General features: G+C 72.3%; 16 protein-coding genes. 12 read left to right on the top strand and 4 right to left on the bottom strand.

The genetic code is table 11. The features are described 5' to 3' along the window. Positions 1 to 136: 136 nt before the first annotated feature. On the top strand, positions 137 to 2,044 hold the full coding sequence (locus ACFVX4_RS15190) for a hypothetical protein (RefSeq protein ID WP_389976531.1): 1,908 nt from the start codon (positions 137 to 139) through the stop codon (positions 2,042 to 2,044). A gap of 89 nt (positions 2,045 to 2,133) precedes the next feature. Here the strand turns inward: ACFVX4_RS15190 and ACFVX4_RS15185 are convergent, their stop codons facing one another. Beyond that, positions 2,134 to 2,985, bottom strand: coding sequence for a hypothetical protein (locus ACFVX4_RS15185; RefSeq protein WP_389976528.1), 852 nt, complete (start codon positions 2,983 to 2,985; stop codon positions 2,134 to 2,136). Between the two features lie 85 nt (positions 2,986 to 3,070). Between ACFVX4_RS15185 and ACFVX4_RS15180 the strand changes: the two genes are divergently transcribed. From ACFVX4_RS15180 to ilvD, 4 genes are all read left to right on the top strand, one after another. After that, positions 3,071 to 4,018 carry a Ppx/GppA phosphatase family protein gene (locus tag ACFVX4_RS15180; protein WP_266417756.1) on the top strand — a complete coding sequence of 316 codons (948 nt, stop codon included), beginning with the start codon at positions 3,071 to 3,073 and terminating at the stop codon, positions 4,016 to 4,018. Between the two features lie 106 nt (positions 4,019 to 4,124). Continuing rightward, positions 4,125 to 4,952, top strand: coding sequence for a sugar phosphate isomerase/epimerase family protein (locus tag ACFVX4_RS15175; RefSeq protein ID WP_389976525.1), 828 nt, complete (start codon positions 4,125 to 4,127; stop codon positions 4,950 to 4,952). Next, positions 4,949 to 5,632, top strand: a complete 684-nt coding sequence (locus ACFVX4_RS15170; RefSeq protein WP_389976522.1) for a TetR family transcriptional regulator — start codon at positions 4,949 to 4,951, stop codon at positions 5,630 to 5,632. The genes ACFVX4_RS15175 and ACFVX4_RS15170 overlap by 4 nt, the downstream gene beginning before the upstream one ends. Positions 5,633 to 5,779: 147 nt before the next feature. Continuing rightward, positions 5,780 to 7,630: a dihydroxy-acid dehydratase gene (ilvD, locus tag ACFVX4_RS15165; protein WP_389976519.1), complete on the top strand. Its 1,851-nt coding sequence runs from the start codon at positions 5,780 to 5,782 to the stop codon at positions 7,628 to 7,630. Positions 7,631 to 7,700: 70 nt separating this feature from the next. Here ilvD and ACFVX4_RS15160 read toward each other — a convergent pair whose 3' ends face one another. Next, positions 7,701 to 9,923 (bottom strand): serine/threonine-protein kinase, encoded by a 2,223-nt coding sequence (locus ACFVX4_RS15160; RefSeq protein ID WP_389976516.1) that lies wholly within the window; start codon positions 9,921 to 9,923, stop codon positions 7,701 to 7,703. Between the two features lie 132 nt (positions 9,924 to 10,055). Between ACFVX4_RS15160 and ACFVX4_RS15155 the strand changes: the two genes are divergently transcribed. From ACFVX4_RS15155 to ACFVX4_RS15145, 3 genes are all read left to right on the top strand, one after another. Beyond that, on the top strand, positions 10,056 to 10,397 hold the full coding sequence (locus ACFVX4_RS15155; RefSeq protein ID WP_389976512.1) for an SH3 domain-containing protein: 342 nt from the start codon (positions 10,056 to 10,058) through the stop codon (positions 10,395 to 10,397). A 78-nt stretch (positions 10,398 to 10,475) separates the two neighbouring features. Then, positions 10,476 to 11,015 carry a hypothetical protein gene (locus ACFVX4_RS15150; protein WP_389976509.1) on the top strand — a complete coding sequence of 180 codons (540 nt, stop codon included), beginning with the start codon at positions 10,476 to 10,478 and terminating at the stop codon, positions 11,013 to 11,015. Positions 11,016 to 11,118: 103 nt separating this feature from the next. Continuing rightward, positions 11,119 to 11,961, top strand: coding sequence for a class I SAM-dependent methyltransferase (locus ACFVX4_RS15145; RefSeq protein ID WP_389976506.1), 843 nt, complete (start codon positions 11,119 to 11,121; stop codon positions 11,959 to 11,961). On the opposite strand, the gene ACFVX4_RS15140 is transcribed toward ACFVX4_RS15145, so the two are convergent. Next, on the bottom strand, positions 11,892 to 13,436 hold the full coding sequence (locus tag ACFVX4_RS15140; protein WP_389976503.1) for a SulP family inorganic anion transporter: 1,545 nt from the start codon (positions 13,434 to 13,436) through the stop codon (positions 11,892 to 11,894). The two genes, ACFVX4_RS15145 and ACFVX4_RS15140, sit on opposite strands and share 70 nt — an antisense overlap. Positions 13,437 to 13,711: 275 nt before the next feature. On the opposite strand from ACFVX4_RS15140, the gene ACFVX4_RS15135 reads away from it, so the two are divergent. The 3 genes from ACFVX4_RS15135 to proC all read left to right on the top strand — a co-directional run bounded on the left by ACFVX4_RS15135 (position 13,712) and on the right by proC (position 16,139). Beyond that, positions 13,712 to 14,479, top strand: coding sequence for an ABC transporter ATP-binding protein (locus tag ACFVX4_RS15135; protein WP_389976500.1), 768 nt, complete (start codon positions 13,712 to 13,714; stop codon positions 14,477 to 14,479). Further along, positions 14,476 to 15,255 (top strand): ABC transporter permease, encoded by a 780-nt coding sequence (locus ACFVX4_RS15130; RefSeq protein WP_389976497.1) that lies wholly within the window; start codon positions 14,476 to 14,478, stop codon positions 15,253 to 15,255. Before ACFVX4_RS15135 ends, ACFVX4_RS15130 begins: the two co-directional genes overlap by 4 nt. A 74-nt stretch (positions 15,256 to 15,329) precedes the next feature. Next, the gene (proC, locus tag ACFVX4_RS15125) at positions 15,330 to 16,139 is read left to right on the top strand and encodes a pyrroline-5-carboxylate reductase (protein WP_385326220.1); all 810 of its coding nucleotides are present in this window, start codon (positions 15,330 to 15,332) and stop codon (positions 16,137 to 16,139) included. Between the two features lies 1 nt (position 16,140). Here the strand turns inward: proC and ACFVX4_RS15120 are convergent, their stop codons facing one another. Beyond that, entirely contained in the window at positions 16,141 to 16,725 is a 585-nt protein-coding gene (locus ACFVX4_RS15120) for a cysteine hydrolase family protein (RefSeq protein WP_389976493.1), read from the bottom strand. 74 nt (positions 16,726 to 16,799) lie between these two features. Between ACFVX4_RS15120 and ACFVX4_RS15115 the strand changes: the two genes are divergently transcribed. Next, on the top strand, positions 16,800 to 17,810 hold the full coding sequence (locus tag ACFVX4_RS15115; protein ID WP_389976490.1) for a GlxA family transcriptional regulator: 1,011 nt from the start codon (positions 16,800 to 16,802) through the stop codon (positions 17,808 to 17,810). Positions 17,811 to 18,116 lie beyond the last annotated feature (306 nt).

The following is an 18,116-nucleotide window of genomic DNA, read 5'->3' as shown; positions in this document are numbered from 1 at the left end:
GTTTCCGGGCGAGCGCCGGGGCGCTTCCGGCGGAATCGGAAATTCCTGTCCCCTTTTGAGGGATACGTTCACCCGTAAGGGTTAAAAGTGCTGAAGGGGAGCTAAAGGTGTGCCCTGTGCTGCTTACGGTCGCAAGGTGACGAGCAGCGGTCTGGAGCCCCCCACGCACATCACCGGCGCACACCGGGCGCGGCGCAGTGCGCCCCGCCTCTCCACGCCCTCTTCGCCGCGTCGGCCACCCGCCCGTTACGAGCCGCATCTCGACGGCCTGTTCACCTACTGCCTCTCCGTGCTCTGCGACCACGACGCCGCCACCGAGGCGCTGGGCGGTGTGCTCGCGATCGCGGAACGGCAGGGCGGCCGGTGCCCGGCGGGCGAGGAGGAACGTAAATCCTGGCTGTACGCGCTGGCCAGATGGATGTGCCTGCGCAAGCTCACCGAGCAGAAACAGGGCCGTCAGTCGCACCGGCACAAGGCCGGGAAGCAGCCGGGGCGACTCTCCTCGAAGCAGGCGACGCCGTTGAAACCGTCGAAGCCGTCGAAGCAGGAGACGAGGCGGTCGGGCGGGCCTCCGGGCAAGCAGCCGGGCGGAACGGCCGCCCAGGGGGCGCGCGCGGGACGCCGTACGCCCCCCGCCGTCGCGGCGAAGACCTCTGCCACCGCCGGGTTCACGCCGGGCGGCACCCCCGTCGGCCCCGCCCGCGCCCCCGAAACCGAGGCCGCCGCCGAGGCGCACCGCCGTGAACTCGCCCAGCTGGCCTGGCCCGAGGCCGCGGGCACCACCCCCGAGCAGCGCGAAGCACTCGAACTCGCGGTCCGCCACCGCCTCGCCCCGCGCGCCGTCGCCTCCGTCCTGGGCCTCGACCCGGCGGCCGCCCGTGAGCTCCTGGCCGCCGCGGCCTGCGAGGTGGAACGCACCCGCGCCGCCCTCGCCGTCGTCGAGACCGGCAACTGCCCCATCGTCGCCCGGCTCACCGGCGAACACCGCGTCCTGCTCTCCGCCGCCCTGCGCCGCGAACTCGTCCGCCACGTCGACGACTGCCCCCGTTGCCGCAGGGCCGCCGAACAGGCCGGGGCCGAGGGCCCGTGGCCCGGCGCCGCGGTCGCCCCGGCCGCCGCGCTGCCGGTCGTCGAGGCGCCCCGGCCCTCGGCGTACGTCGCGATGGTCCACGCCCAGCGCAACCGCTCCGGCGGCCCGCGCTTCGACCGGGCGGGCTTCCCCATGGACCCGAAGGACCACGCCGCGCGCCGGGACCGGCTGCGGGCCAGGGTCGTGACGACGACGGTGGTGGCCACGGTCGTCGCCGCCCCGGTGATCGCGCTGTGGACCGCCTACCGCGGCGCCCCGCAGACCGGCGAAGGCCACGAGGGCTCGTCGGTCACCGCCACCGAGACCGATGCCCGGTACGGACCCGACGGCACCGCGGACGGCCATTACGAGAACGCGGGCAATGCCCGACCCGAGCCCGGCGCCCGCTTCGAGGACGGCCGCGCCCCGGACGTCTCGGCGGAGGTGATCAGCTCGGGTCCGGGCCGGGACGGCGTCGGCGGGCTCACCGTCGAGGCCCGCTCGTCCGGCGGCACCACCCTGATCCGGCTGACCGCGTCGGGCGGCGCGCCCGTCGCCTGGTCGGCCCGCGCGGACGCGTCCTGGGTCCGGCTGAGCCGCTCCTCGGGCACGCTCGCCGCGGGCGAGAGCATCACGGTCCGCGTCCTCGTGGACCACTGGCAGGAACCGGCCGGCCCGTGGAGCGCGCGCATCGCCCTCGCCCCGTCGGGCTCGGCGGTGGTGATCCGGGGGCACGGGGCGACGCCGTCCTCGCCCGGCGGCCCGGGGCACCCGGCCGAACCCTCCGCCACCCCCGGCCCGTCGGGTCCGCCCACGTCCTCGCCGGGTCCCACACCGTCCACCGACCCGACACCCGACCCGAGCGACCCCACACCGTCACCGACGGACCCGGACCCGACCGGTCACCCGTCGCCGTCCCCGGACCCGTCCGACTCCACGACCCCCACCGACCCGGGGCAGGGCACGACGGGCTGAACCGGGCCGTACGGGGCTCGCGCCCGGCCGCCAAGCCCGGCCGTCATGCCCCGGCCGCCGCGCCCCGCCCCGGATTCACGCCCCGGTCGTCACGCCGGATCGACCGGATCCGCCGGGTGCGGTGCCATCGGCAGCAGCGAGGACAGCCGCTCCTCGCACAGTTCGACGAGCCGCTCGTACGCCTCCTTGCCCATCATCTCGGTGAGCTCGGGCCGGTACGAGACGTACACCGGCTCCCCGGCCCCGTGCGCCGAGGTCGCCGAGGTGCACCACCAGTGCAGATCGTGACCGCCGGGGCCCCAGCCCCTGCGGTCGTACTCGCCGATCGACACCTGGAGCACCCGCGTGTCGTCGGGCCGGTCGATCCAGTCGTACGTACGCCGGACCGGCAGCTGCCAGCAGACGTCCGGCTTGGTCTCCAGGGGCTCCTTGCCCTCCCGCAGCGCCAGGATGTGCAGGGAGCAGCCCGCGCCCGCCGCGAATCCGGGCCGGTTCTGGAAGATGCACGAACCCTTCCAGCGCCGCGTCTGGCGCTCCCCGTCGTCGTCGACCTCGACCCAGCCGGTCCCGGTGCCGACGTCGTGGAACTGCCACAGATCGGGGGTCAGCCGTTCGACATGGCTCGCCACCCGCTTCTCGTCGTCCTCGTCCGAGAAGTGCGCGCCCAGCGTGCAGCACCCGTCGTCCGCACGGCCCGCCTGGATGCCCTGGCAGCCGCTGCCGAAGATGCAGGTCCACCTGGAGGTCAGCCAGGTCAGGTCGCAGCGGAAGATCTGCTCCTCGTCCGCGGGGTCCGGGAACTCCACCCAGGCGCGCGCGAAGTCGATCCCCGTCTCGTCCTCGGACCGGTTCGGTCCGCTCACTTCCTGCTGCCGCATCTCCAGCTTCGTTCCCTGTTTCTTCGTGTTTTTGCCCGGCTTCGCCTTTTTCGTCTTTGGCACGCGCCAAGAGTAAGGCGGCCGGCCCCGAGTCCGCGGTCCCGATCACTGGTCGGCCCGGGTCCGCGGTCCCGGTAGCGTTCCGGGTATGAGACTCGGAGTCCTCGACGTCGGTTCGAACACGGTGCATCTGCTGGTGGTGGACGCGCACCCCGGCGCGCGCCCGCTGCCCGCGCATTCGCACAAGGCGGAGCTCCGCCTGGCCGAACTCCTCGACGAGGACGGGGCGATCGGCCCCGACGGTGTGGACCGGCTCGTGGCGACGATCACCGACGCGCTCCAGGCCGCCGAGGACAAGGGGTGCGAGGACGTCCTGCCGTTCGCCACGTCCGCGGTACGGGAGGCGAGCAACGCCGACCAGGTGCTGGCCCGGGTGCGCGACGAGACGGGCATCGACCTCGCCGTCCTCAGCGGCGCCGAGGAGGCCCGGCTCACCTTCCTCGCCGCGCGCCGCTGGTTCGGCTGGTCGGCGGGGCGGCTGCTGGTCCTGGACATCGGGGGCGGTTCGCTGGAGATCGCGTACGGCATGGACGAGGAGCCGGACGCCGCGGTGTCGCTGCCGCTCGGGGCCGGCCGGCTCACCGCAGGGTGGCTGCCGGGCGATCCGCCGGACCCGGCGGAGGTGAAGGCACTGCGCCGCCATGTCCGGGCCAGGATCGCCCGCAGCGTCGGGGAGTTCACCCGCCTCGGGCGCCCCGACCATGTCGTGGCCACGTCCAAGACCTTCAGGCAGCTCGCCAGGATCGCGGGCGCCGCGCGCTCCGCCGACGGCCTGTACGTGCAGCGCGGCCTCACTCGCAAGGCGCTGGAGGAGTGGGTGCCGAAGCTGGCGGCGATGACCGTCGAGCAGCGGGGCGATCTGCCCGGCGTCTCCGAGGGCCGGGCCGCGCAGCTGCTCGCCGGGGCGCTGGTCGCGGAGGGGGCGATGGATCTGTTCGGGGTCGAGGAGCTGGAGATCTGCCCCTGGGCGCTGCGCGAGGGCGTCATCCTGCGCCGCCTGGACCACCTGCCGGCGGAGCGGGCCGCGCTGGGCTGAGTGCGCCGGGCCGAGTGCCGCCGGGTGGCCGGAAGTCCGCCATGGCCCTGCTCACTTTCCGCCGGGACCCCTCGGCGCGGCGTACCACTGCCCGTACGCTGTCCCAGTGGCAGAACCAGTGGTGCGCATCCCGGATGCGAAGGTCGCCCTGTCGACGGCTTCCGTCTACCCGGAGTCGACGGCGACGGCCTTCGAGATCGCCGCGCGCCTCGGTTACGACGGCGTCGAGGTCATGGTGTGGACGGACCCCGTCAGCCAGGACATCGAGGCGCTGCGACGGCTCTCGGAGTACCACCAGGTGCCGATCCTCGCCGTCCACGCGCCCTGTCTGCTGATCACGCAGCGCGTCTGGTCCACCGATCCCTGGGTGAAGCTCCAGCGGGCCCGCGCCGCGGCGGAGAAGCTCGGGGCGACGACCGTGGTCGTCCATCCGCCGTTCCGTTGGCAGCGCAATTACGCGCGCGACTTCGTCACCGGGATCTGGCGCATGGCCGACGAGACCGATGTGCGGTTCGCCGTCGAGAACATGTACCCCTGGCGCTACCGGGACCGCGAGATGCTCGCGTACGCCCCCGACTGGGACGTCACCAACGACGACTACCGCCACTTCACCGTGGACCTCTCGCACACCGCGACGGCCCGCACCGACGGCATGGCGATGGTCGAGCGGATGGGCGACCGGCTCGCCCACATCCACCTCGCCGACGGCAAGGGCTCCAACAAGGACGAGCACCTGGTGCCCGGCCGGGGCGACCAGCCCTGTGCCGAACTCCTGGAGCACCTGGCCCGCACCGGCTTCGACGGCCATGTCGTCATCGAGGTCAACACCCGCCGCGCCATGTCCGCCGCCGAACGCGAGGCCGACCTGGCGGAGGCGCTGGCCTTCACCCGGCTCCACCTGGCGTCGTCCCCGATCCGCGCGCCGCGCCCATGACAGGCGCCCCCACCGGCCCCACCGGCGGCCCCACGGAGCCCGCCGGCCACTCGGAACCCACCGGCCCCACCGGCGGCCCCGCCCCCAAGCGTCGCGGCCGCCCCTCCCGTACCGCCGCCCCCACCGGCCCCGACGCGCGCACCCGCATCCTGGAGGCGGCCCGCACCGAATTCGCGGAGCGCGGCTACGACAAGACGTCGGTCCGGGGCATCGCCAAGGCGGCGGGCGTCGACTCCGCCCTGGTCCACCACTACTTCGGTACGAAGGACGAGGTCTTCGCGGCCGCGATCGAGCTCTCCTTCGAGCCGGCCCTGGTGCTCCCGGCCGTCCTCGGCAACGGCACGGACGGCCTGGGGGAGCGGCTGGCCCGCTACTTCATTTCCGTGTGGGAGAACCCGGCGTCCAGGGCCCCGCTGCTGGCGATCATGCGATCCGCGCTGACGCACGAGGCGGCGGCGAAGGTCCTCCGGGGCTTCGTCCTGCGCCGGCTCCTGGAACGCGTGGCGGAGGCACTCGACGTACCGGACGCCACGTTCCGCGCGGAACTGGCGGCTTCGCACATGCTCGGGATCGCGATGCTCCGCTATGTGATCCGGGCGGAACCGCTGGCCTCGGCGGACCCCGAGAAGATCATCGAGATGGTCGCACCGACCCTGCAGCGCTACCTGACGGAAGACTGAGGATCCCCGAGCCCCACGGAATCGCGCACGCCGTCGCCCCGCCCACCCACCGAGCATTTCGTCCCGCATTTCGGACACTGTGTCCAGATCTTGGAGTCGGAGGCGTACGCTCGGAGACAGTCCTTAACGTCGAAGGAGCGAGAGACGATGCCCCAGCTGAGGTCCCGCACTGTCACTCACGGCCGCAACATGGCGGGCGCCCGTGCCCTCATGCGGGCCTCGGGCGTAGCGAGCGAGGACATCGGCAAGCCGATCATCGCGGTCGCCAACTCCTTCACCGAGTTCGTCCCCGGCCACACGCACCTGGCCCCGGTCGGCCGGATCGTCTCCGATGCCATCAAGGCCGCGGGCGCCGTGCCCCGCGAGTTCAACACCATCGCCGTCGACGACGGCATCGCGATGGGCCACGCCGGGATGCTGTACAGCCTCCCCTCCCGCGACCTGATCGCCGACTCCGTCGAGTACATGGTCGAGGCGCACTGCGCGGACGCGCTGATCTGCATCTCCAACTGCGACAAGATCACCCCCGGCATGCTGATGGCCGCGATGCGCCTCAACATCCCGACGGTCTTCGTCTCCGGCGGCCCGATGGAGGCCGGCCAGGCCACCCTCGTCGACGGCACGGTCCGCAAGCTCGACCTGGTCAACGCCATCAGCGACGCGGTCGACGAGAGCATCTCCGACGAGGACATCCTCCGCATCGAGGAGAACGCCTGCCCCACCTGCGGCAGCTGTTCCGGAATGTTCACCGCCAACTCGATGAACTGCCTGACCGAGGTCCTCGGCCTCTCCCTCCCCGGCAACGGCTCCGTCCTCGCCACGCACACCGCCCGCAAGGCGCTGTACGAGGAGGCCGGCCGAACGGTCGTCGAGATCACCAGGCGCCACTACGAGCAGGACGACGCCTCGGTCCTGCCCCGCTCCATCGGCACCCGTGCCGCGTTCGAGAACGCCATGGCACTCGACATCTCGATGGGCGGCTCCACCAACACGATCCTGCACCTGCTGGCCGCGGCCCAGGAGGCGGAGCTCGACTACGACCTCGGCGACATGGACGAGGTCTCGCGCCGCGTCCCCTGCCTGTCGAAGGTCGCGCCCAACGTCGCCCCCGGCGGCACGTACTACATGGAGGACGTGCACCGGGCCGGTGGCATCCCCGCCATCCTGGGCGAACTGCACCGCGGCGGCCTGCTCAACGAGGACGTGCACTCGGTCCACTCCGACTCCCTCGCCGAGTGGCTCAAGAACTGGGACATCCGCGGCGGCTCGCCGTCGCCGGAGGCCGTCGAGATGTGGCACGCGGCCCCCGGCTGCGTGCGTTCCGCGACCGCCTTCTCGCAGTCCGAGCGCTGGGAGACCCTCGACCTGGACGCGGCCGGCGGCTGCATCCGCGACGTGGAGCACGCGTACTCCAAGGACGGCGGCCTCGCGGTCCTCAAGGGGAACCTCGCCGTGGACGGCTGTGTCGTGAAGACGGCGGGCGTCGACGAGTCGATCTGGACCTTCGAGGGCCCGGCGGTCGTCTGCGAGTCGCAGGAGGAGGCCGTCGATAAGATCCTCCGCAAGGAGATCAAGGAGGGCGACGTCGTCGTCATCCGCTACGAGGGCCCGCGCGGCGGCCCCGGCATGCAGGAGATGCTCTACCCGACCTCCTTCCTCAAGGGCCGCGGCCTCGGCAAGAGCTGCGCCCTGGTGACCGACGGCCGCTTCTCCGGCGGTACGTCGGGCCTGTCCATCGGCCACGCGTCGCCGGAGGCCGCGTCGGGCGGCACGATCGCGCTGGTCGAGGACGGCGACCGGATCAGGATCGACATCCCGAACCGTTCGATCGAGCTCCTCGTCCCCGAGGCCGAGCTGGCCACCCGCCGCGAGGCACTGAACGGCGTCTACGCGCCGAAGAACCGCGAGCGCAAGGTCTCGGCGGCACTGCGCGCCTACGCGGCGATGGCGACGAGCGCCGACCGGGGCGCGGTGCGCGACGTGTCCAAGCTCGGCTGAACGACGGGCTGAACGACGCGCCGACCGACGACCCGGACGACGCGCTGATCGACGAGGACCCCGCTCGCGCTCACCAGCGAGCGGGGTCCTGTCCGTCCACGGCGAACACGGACCCGTCGGGCGCGGTCCCGAAGACGGTCCGGCCGGCGGCGACGGGGGCGGGCAGCACCGAGGAGTACGTGAGCCTCCCGTTCCGCAGCCGTGGGCCCGTCTGCCCCAGCAGCTTCCCGTGCTCGGTGTCCACGGCCAGCAGCCGCCCGTCCGCCGTCGAGAAGTACAACCGGTTCCCGGTGGCGAGGACGGGCGCGGACGTCCGCCCGGCAGCGGTCTCCAGCTGCCAGCGGACCGTCTTGCCGCCGTCGTCGGCCGGGCGGGTGTCGAGGGCGACCAGCGTCCCGCCGTGCGCCAGCAGATAGGCGGTGTCCCCGCCCAGCACGACCTCCGGTTCATTCATCCGGAACGGCAGCGCCATCCGTACGACGCGCCGCGCTCCCGGTTCGTAGCGGACGAGCCCGACGGTCTGGGCGTCCCCGTTCATGGCCGTCAGGACGAGCGCGCCGTCCGAGGTCCCCACCGGGGTCAGCATCCCGTCCAGCCTGCGCTGCCACGCGGTGTGCCCGGTCGCGGCGTCGACGGCCGTGACCAGTGTGGTGGACCCGTAGGCCGAGTGCTCGAACGCGTAGGCCAGCCCGGTCCTGTCGTCGTACAGCGCGTAGTCCGGGCGCTGGTGCCCGGCGAGCGGATGCCGCCAGAGGGAGACACCGGTCGCGGAGTCGAGCGCCTCGGTCGTGCCGTCCTCGGCGACCAGCAGCAGCGTGTCACCCGCGTCGAAGGGGGTGCCCAGGTACGGGGAGAGGTCCGCGTCCCAGACCTGTTCGCCCCTGGCGGGGTCGTACGCCCGGAGCTTCCCGCCCGGCACCGCCGTGTGCACCAGACCGCCGGAGACCGACACCACGCCGACCGACGGGCTGCCCCCCGCCGGGCGACGGGACCACAGCACCCGGCCGTCCGCCGGGTCCAGCCGGGCGACACCGACACCGCCCGCCGCGCAGTACAGAGCCGCGGACCGGTCGGACGCCTCCTTTCCGGACTCCCCGGAGCCGTCCACCGGGGAACAGACCGGTGTCGCCTTGCCGACGGTCCGAAACGGCGTCCGCCACGGGGCGAACGCCTCCGCCGAATCCTTCGTCCCGCCCGACCCACCGGCCCCGCCCGAGCCGCCGAGGCCGAACCCCGCGCCGACGGCCCACACCCCGCCGGCCCCCATGGCCAGCAGCGCCGCGGAGGCCGCCAGCCACCGCCGCCTGTCGCCGCCGTCCCCGGCCGCCTTCCTGCCCCGCGCCGCCGCGCCCGCGCCCACATGCGTGTCCGCGTCGGCCGCCGCCCCCGCGTCCGCCCCGGTCTCCGGGACGGGGGTCGCAGCGGTGACCGGCCGCCGCTGCGACGGTATGAACGCGGCGGCGTCGTACGAGGGCGGGCGCAGCGTCGTCATGATCTCGTCCGGGGTGGGCCGCCCGGCGGGGTCCTTCGTCAGGCACTGCCCGATCAGCGGAGCCAGGTCCGCAGGCACCCCCGCCAGATCGGCCTCGTCGTGCACCACCTGGTAGGCCACGATGTACGGGCTGTCCGAGTCGAAGGGCCCCCGGCCGGTCGCCGCGTGGACGAGCACGGCCCCCAGGGCGAACACATCGGCGGCGGGCCCGACTTCGCGCGGTCGCTGGAACTGCTCGGGCGCCATGTACGGCGGCGAGCCGATCAACTTGCCCGTCTCGGTGCGCAGATCGCTGTCGTACGGCCGGGAGATCCCGAAGTCGATGACCTTGGGCCCGGAGTCGGAGAGCAGCACATTGCTCGGCTTGAGGTCGCGGTGGATCACCCCGGCCCGATGGATGTCGCGCAGCGCCTCGGCGAGTCCCGCCGTCAGCCTGCGCAGTTCGGCGGGGGCCATCGGCCCGTTCCGCTTCACCTGGTCGGCGAGCGTGGGGCCGGGCACGTACAGGGTGGCCATCCATGGCCGTACGGCATCCGGATCGGCGTCGACGACCGATGCGGTGAAGGCGCCGCTGACCCGCCTGGCCGCCCCGACCTCCTGCCGGAAACGTGCCCTGAACTCGGGGTCCGCCGCGTACTGCTGGTGCACCACCTTGACGGCCAGCTGCAGCCCGGAGGCGGAGCGCGCCAGGTGCACGACTCCCATGCCGCCCGCGCCGAGACGTGCCTCAAGACGGTACTGCCCGGCGTACTCCGGATGCTCCGCTTCCGGATTGGTTCCGGTACCTCGCAGCGGCGGCATCGCCCACCCCCGTGTGTTCGTCCGCAAGCGCGACGCACGGAGCCTAGTCGATGGTGCGTGCGATCCGGACGGGGCTTGTAGCCTGCGCGTCGTACACCTCGTACACACCATCTCTCGACGGGGGAGGGCCTCATGGCCATGGATGAGCACACCGACGTCACGACCGCCGCAGCCGACGTCACCGACGTCACCGAGGACGTGGAGACGCTCGCCGGGAACGACGACGTCACCAGGTATCCGATCGCGCCCGGCTACCGCGTCAACGTCCGCACGGGACCGGGCACCAAGTACGGGATCGTCAGGACCCTCCCGTACGGGATGAAGGTCCCGGTCTACTGCCAGAAGCCGGGGGAGCGGGTCACCGGCCCGTACGGCACCTCGAACCTCTGGGACAACATCGCCAACGGCCAGTTCGTGGCGGACGCCTACGTCCACACGGGCAGCGACGGCTACATCGCGCCGCGCTGCGACTGACCGGGACGGCGACGGGACGGCAACCGGGATGACGGGGACGACGACCGGGACCGTGACCACCCGGGGATAATCGACCTCGTGAGCGAGAACAGCGAAGCCCCCGGCCCCGGCACCACGCCAGGCTCCACCACGCCCGGCCCGCAGCCCGAGCCCCTGCTCTTCTTCGGTACGACCTGGGTCGACCACGACGGGGGCTACGGGCTGCGACGCGTCGGGGCGGCGGTCGGCTCCCTCGCGGCCGCGGTCGCCGCCTGCTTCGTACTCCGCTTCGCCTTCCAGGGACTGGAGATCGCCGACGTCGGCAACGCCGTCGGCATCCTGGTCGTCCTGATGTTCGCCATCTGCAGCGCCATCGCCTTCCGCAAGACGTGGGAAGGCTTCAGCCGCCGCCCGGCCGACCCGGCGCGCGAGGCCAATCTGCGCGGCCTCAAGACCATCGGCTTCGTCGGCTCGCTGATCGCGTACTTCCTCCGTACGTTCAAGGAGGCACCGGGCGAGCAACTGCGCCGCACGGAGTACGAGACGGCCCTGGCCCGCTTCGAGAAGCGCCGCTCGGCCCGCACCGGGAACCCGGCGGCCCGCAAGACCACCAAGGGAAAGCGACCCAAGCGCAAGTAGGGCCCCACGAGCGCAGGGCCCCACGAGCGCAGGGCCCCACAAGCGCCGGGTCAAGTACCCGCGAGCACCGGCGCAGGGCCCCCGTGCGGGCCACGATGGCCCCATGCTCCCTTCCGACTCCGACTCCGACTCCGATTCCCGGTCGCGCACCTCCTCATCCGCCACCCCGGCCCCACCTCGCGCCCTCTCCTTCGACCGCGCAGCCGCCCAGTACGCCGCGGCCCGCCCCGGCTACCCGCCCGCACTCTTCGACACCGTCGAGGAACTGGCCGGCCGCCCCCTGCGCGGAGCCCGCACCATCGACGTCGGCGCGGGCACGGGTATCTCCACCCGACTCCTTCACGACCGGGGCGCCCGGGTCACCGCAGTCGAACCGGGCCCCGGCATGGCGGAAGAACTGCACCGGGCACTCCCGTACGTGCCGATCGTGCGCGGCGACGGCAACCGCCTCCCCATCGCCACCGCATCGGCCGACCTGATCACATATGCCCAGTCCTGGCACTGGACCGACCGGAGCCGCGCCACCCCCGAGGCCCTGCGCGTCCTGCGCCCCGGCGGCGCACTCGCCCTCTGGTGGAACGTCTCCGACCACTCCGTCCCCTGGATCGCCGAGCAGGACGCCCGCCTCCGCCGCTTCTTCGGTGCCGACGAGGGCGCCCACGGCTCGCCCGTCCGCTCCCGCCATCTGCCGTCCGAGCTCGGCTTCGTGAACCGAACGGTGCCCTGGACCCGACGGGTGTCCCTCGACACCCACCTCGCCAACCTCGGCAGCCACTCCGCCTTCCTCGTCCTCGGTGAGGAACCCACGCACCGATTCCTCACCGAGGAGCGCGACCGGCTGGCGGAGCTCTTCCCGGACGGCACGGTCGAGGAGAGTTACGTGGTCGACCTGAGCGTGGCGATCCGTCCGGGCCCGTCCCCGGCCTCACCCCCACCGCGCTCCTGATCCGCACGCCGAAGTGCCTCGCGCGCCTCCCGCTCCGCGGCCCAGCCCTCCAGGGCCGCGGCGCACGCGTGGTCGGTGTGGTGCAGCCCGGTGAGGTCCAGCACGACGGCCCGGTCGTGCGGAAGGCCGTCCAGCGCGTCCAGCAGCTTCGGCAGCCGCAGGAACGTGGCGTGGCCCGCCACCCGTACCCGTAACGTCCCGTCGTCGCCCTCGTGCGTCTCGACGTGCACATGACTGATGTCCCAGGCGGTCTTGGCGACGGCCAGCAGCAGACCCACCAGCACCCCCTCGAAGAGACTCGTCGCCACGATCGTCCCCGCCGTCACCACGAGCACCACCGCCTCCCCACGATGCTCACGCCACAGCGGCATCAACGCCCGTACGGGAACGAGCTTGAAGCCCGCATGCAGCAGCACCGCTGCCAGCGCCGCCACCGGAATCACCCCGAGGGCGCTCGGCAGCACAGCCGCGAAGACCAACAGCCACACCCCGTGCAGCACCCGCGACGCCTTCGTCCTCGCCCCGGCCCGGACATTGGCCGCGCTGCGCACGATCACCGCGGTCATCGGCAGCGCGCCGAGCAGTCCGCACACCGCGTTGCCCGCCCCCTGCGCGATCAGCTCCTTGTCGTAGTCCGTCCGCTTCCCGTCATGCAGCCGGTCCACGGCCGCCGCGCTGAACAGCGATTCGGCCGACGCGATCAGCGCGAACGCGAGGACGGTGCCGATGACACCCACTTCCGTGAGCCGCGCCCAGTCCCCGGGCTCCGGCGGCCGTACGGCATCCAGCAGCCCGCCCACCGCCACCCGCCGCACGGGCAGGTCGAACAGCCAGGTCGCCCCGGCCGCCAGTCCCACCGCCACCAGGGGCGCGGGCACCATCCGGGCCGCCCGCCGACACTTCGGCCACAGCGTGAGCACGAGGAGCGTCCCGACCCCGACGGCGACCGCGCTGGCCGTCACCCCCGTACCGAGCACCAGCCGCGGCAGCCCGCCGAGCTTCTGCCCCATGGAACCGGGCGCCGCCGCATCGGCGAGCACGTACAGCTGACCCACGACCAGCACCAGGCCGATCCCGGCGAGCATCCCCTGCACCACGGCCACGGACACGGCCCGGAACCACCGCCCGAGCCGCAGCACCCCCAGCCCCGCCTGGACCAGCCCGGCGGCCAGCACCAGCACCCCCAGGGCGCCGACCCCATAGCTGTGCACCGCCTCGTACACGAGCACGGTCAGTCCGGCGGCGGGCCCGCTGACCTGCACACTGCTGCCCGGGAGCAGGCCCGTGACGAGCCCGCCGACTATCCCGGTGATCAGTCCGAGCTCGGCCGGCACCCCGGAGGCGACGGCCACCCCCACGCACAGCGGCAGGGCGACCAGGAAGACGACGAGCGAAGCGGCGAAGTCGGCTCGCGATATCGGAAAGGGCCGAATGCTAGGGAAGTTCGGAAAACCACGCACGAGAAGCACCTCCATCGACTGACGGACACGTCATGGACAGGGAGATGCATGGGTACCGAGGGACGGTGAAATTCATTGTCCTTTACGGGAGTTGAATGCCCGGCCCGGATCCGGAACCGGCTGATGGTCGCGGAAGCACAAAGAGGTGGAATGCTCCCGTCCGATCACGCCCCCAACCGCCTGCGCCCACAGCACGCACCTCGCCGCACCGCACAGACCCCCGCCGCCCCACAGGCCGGACCGCACAGCGCCCTTGACGGACAGCCACCGCCAGGATCAAAATTCATCACATGATGAATTCTCCGGGCTTCGCCATCGAGGCCCGCGGCCTCACCGTCGTACGAGGCACCCGCACCGTCCTCCGCGACCTCGACTTCACCGTCGAACCCGGCAGGATCACCGGCCTCCTGGGCCCCTCCGGCTGCGGCAAATCCACCCTGATGCGTGCCGTCGTAGGCACCCAGGCCAAGGTCACCGGCACCCTCGACGTGCTCGGCAGCCCCGCCGGACATCCCACCCTCCGCCCGCGCATCGGGTACGTCACCCAGGCCCCGTCCGTCTACACCGACCTGACCGTCCGACAGAACCTCGACTACTTCGCGGCGATCCTCCGGCCGGGCCGCCGCCACCGGGACGCCCGCCGCTCCGCCGTCACCCGTGCGATCGCCGAGGTCGATCTGACCAGCCACGCCGACGCGCTGGCCGGCACCCTCTCCGGCGGCCAGCTCACCCGTGTCTCCCTCGCCGTGGCCCTGCTCGGCACCCCCGAACTCCTGGTCCTCGACGAACCGACCGTCGGGCTGGACCCGGTACTCCGCCGCGACCTGTGGAACCTCTTCCACACCCTCGCCGCCGACCGCGGCACCACACTCCTCGTCTCCTCCCACGTCATGGACGAGGCCGAGCGCTGCCACCGGCTGCTCCTCATGCGCGAGGGCGAGATCCTCGCCGACGACACCCCCGAGGCGCTGCGCACCGCCGCCCACGCCGCCACCGTCGAAGAGGCGTTCCTCCACCTGGTCGACGGAGCCGCCACCCGTCAGGAGACCGTCCGATGAGCACCCCGCACCCGCAGCCCCAACCGGCCGCACCACCCCTGAGCCCCGCCCGCACGCTCGCCACCGCCGCCCGCGTCCTGCGCCAGCTGACCCACGACGCCCGTACCGTCGCGCTGCTCCTCCTGATCCCGGTCGTGCTGATCACGCTGCTCCGGTACGTGTTCGACGGCAGCCCGCGCACCTTCGACGCCATCGGCGCCTCGCTCCTCGGCATCTTCCCGCTGATCACGATGTTCCTGGTGACCTCGATCGCCACCCTGCGCGAACGCACCTCGGGCACCCTCGAACGCCTCCTCGCCATGCCGCTGGGCAAGGGCGACCTGATCGCCGGCTACGCCCTCGCCTTCGGCGCCGTCGCGATCGTCCAGTCCCTCCTGGCCACCGCACTCTCGGTCTGGGCGCTGGGCCTGGACGTCACCGGCTCACCGTGGCTGCTGCTCCTGGTCGCCCTGCTCGACGCCCTGCTCGGCACGGCACTGGGCCTGTTCGTCTCCGCCTTCGCAGCGTCCGAGTTCCAGGCCGTCCAGTTCATGCCCGCCGTGATCTTCCCGCAGCTCCTGCTCTGCGGACTGTTCATCGCCCGCGACCGGATGGCACCCGTCCTCGAAGCGATCTCGAACGCCCTGCCCATGTCGTACGCCGTCGACGGCATGAACGAGGTCCTCCGCCACACCGACATCACCGGCGACTTCGTGCACGACGTCCTGATCGTGGCGGGCTGCGCCCTCCTCGTCCTCGCCCTCGGCGCCGCCACGCTCCGCCGCCGCACCGCCTGACGGGCCGGTGCGAGGATGGCGGACACGAGCACCGAGCACCGAGAACCGTCAGCACCGCCCGGAGGGTGAACCACATGACCCAGACAGTCGCAGTCCTCGGCACCGGCAAGATCGGCGAGGCCCTGCTCAGCGGCATGATCCGGGCGGGCTGGCGCCCGGCGAACCTGCTGGTCACCACCCGCCGCTCCGAGCGCGCCGAGGAACTCCACAACCGCTACGGCGTCGATTCCGTCAGCAACGCCGAAGCCGCCAAGCGCGCCGACATCCTCATCCTCGCGGTCAAGCCCCAGGACATGGGCCGGCTCCTCGACGAACTCGCCGAGCACGTCACCCCCGACCGCCTGGTCATCAGCGCGGCCGCGGGCATCACGACCGCCTTCATCGAGGACCGCCTCGCCGCGAACACCCCGGTCGTACGCGTCATGCCGAACACCCCCGTCCTCGTCGACGAGGGCATGTCCGTCATCTCGGCGGGCAGCCACGCCACCACCGACCACCTCGCCGCCGCGGAGGCGATCTTCGGCGGCGTCGGCAAGACTCTCCGCGTCCCCGAGTCCCAGCAGGACGCGGCAACCGCCCTGTCCGGATCGGGCCCCGCGTACTTCTACTTCCTCGTCGAGGCGATGACCGACGCCGGCATCCTGCTCGGCCTGCCCCGCGCCCAGGCCCACGAGCTGATCGTCCAGGCCGCCATCGGCGCCGCCGTGATGCTCCGCGACAGCGGCGAACACCCCGTCAAGCTGCGCGAAGCCGTCACCAGCCCGGCCGGCACGACCATCAGCGCCATCCGCGAGCTGGAGAACCACGGCGTACGAGCCGCCCTCATCGCCGCCCTCGAAGCCGCCCGCGACCGCAGCCGCGAACTGGCCTCCGGCAACGGCTGACCTACTCCGCGGCAGCGATCAGCTCCGCACTGCGCACCACCTTCGCGAACCCACCGCCGTGCAACGACACGGCGGTGGCCCGCGCCAGCTCGTCCGCGCCCAGCGTCCACCCCCACGGCCCGGCCAGGTCGAAGGTGTGCGTGGCATCCAGCGCGAAGAACACCTCGTACCCGAGGTTCCCGCCCATCCGCGCCGTCGTCTCCGCGCACATATTGGTCTGGATCCCGGCCACCACGAACTGCCGGATCCCGCTCCGGTCCAGCCACGCCGCGAGGTCCGGCGTCCCGTAGAAGGCGGAGTTCACGCTCTTCGTCAGCAACAGCTCGGGCCCACCGCCCTTCCCGCGCCGCTCCTCCACATACCCCTTGAAGTCGTTCCCCGGCTGTCCCACCCGCAAGGGCGAATCAGGCGTGAGCGAGTCATGCCGTACGAACACCACGGGGCGCCCGCTCGCCTGCCAGGCATCGATCAGCCCCGCGATGTTCCGATCGGCCGCGGGGTTGTTCCGCGGCCCCCAGTACGCCTCCTCCTCGAAGCCCTCCTGCACGTCCACCACGATCAGCGCTGCGTTCTCTGCGATCTCCATACGAACGATCCTGCCGTCCGGCGACCCCACGCCCCAGAGGTCAGAAAGCCATCGATCGATGCTTTACTGCCACCGTGGCCACCTCCCCCGAGCCCACCCGCATCGCGCTCGTCGCCTTCCCCGGCATCCGTGCCTTCGACGTCTCTGTCATCACGGAGGTCTGGGGCGTGGACCGCACCGACCGCGGCGTCCCGCCCTTCGACCTGCGCCGCACCGCCGCGGAACCGAGCCCCATCGCCCTGCGCGGCGGCCTCTCCCTCACCCCCGACCGCACCCTCGCCTGGCTCGCCCGTGCCGACCTGATCGTCGTCCCCGGCCTCGACGACCACGTGACACCGGCCCCCGCCCCGGTCCTCGAAGCCCTCCGCCGCGCCCACGCCCGAGCCACCCCGATCGCGTCCCTGTGCGGCGGAGCCTTCACGCTCGCCCAGGCCGGCCTCCTGGACGGCCGCCGAGCAGTCACCCACTGGAACCTCACCGACCTCCTGAGCACCCGCCACCCCCAGGTGAAGGTCACCCAGGACGCCCTCTTCCTCCACGAGGACAACATCTGGACGTCGGCAGGCACCGCGGCCGGCATCGACCTCTGCCTCCACCTCGTCCGCACGACCCACGGAGCCGAGACCGCGGCGACGATCGCCCGCTCGATGGTCACGGCCCCGTTCCGCACCGGCACCCAGGCCCAGTTCATCGAGCACCCCACCCCCCGCGCCGACCGCGACGCAGACACCCTCGCCGCGGTACGGGCCTTCGCCCTGGCCCATCTGGCCGAACCCCACACGGTCGCCGACCTCGCCGCCCACGCCGCAATGTCCCCCCGCTCCTTCGCCCGCCACTTCCAGGCTTCCACCGGTACGACCCCGCTGCGCTGGCTGATCACCCAACGCATCGCCGCAGCCCAGAAGCTCCTGGAACGCACCGACCTCCCCCTCCCCGAGGTGGCCCGCCGCACCGGCTTCGGCAGCGAGATCACCATGCGCCAGCACTTCGCCACCCACCTCTCCACCAGCCCCCGCGACTACCGCCTGGCCTTCCAGCAGGACCCGACCCGGCCCGAGGTTGACACGGCCTGCCCGGATCCGTAATGTGCTCCGAGTTGTCCGACGTGAGCGCCGACTCCGGTCGGTCCCCGGACAGCCATTCCGCAGTGACCACATCTAGTCAGCGACATCTGTCGCCGGACTTTCTGTGTGCATTTGCGAAATGAGGAATCCGCGTTCGAAGGAGCGCGACCCCGATTAGCGTCGGGGCCCAGGATTCCGCTAAAGTCTCACTCGTCGGAACGGCCCAACAGCTGGGAAGACAAACCCCGCTGACTGGGAATCAGGCCCGAAAGGATCTGATAGAGTCGGACTCGCCGGAAAGGGAAGCGCGAAAGCGAAGAACTGGAA

The sequence above is a fragment of the Streptomyces sp. NPDC058240 genome (assembly GCF_042882135.1).
Classification (GTDB): domain Bacteria; phylum Actinomycetota; class Actinomycetes; order Streptomycetales; family Streptomycetaceae; genus Streptomyces.
Note: the sequence above shows the minus strand (reverse complement) of the source record. Positions and strands in the feature narration are given on the sequence as shown.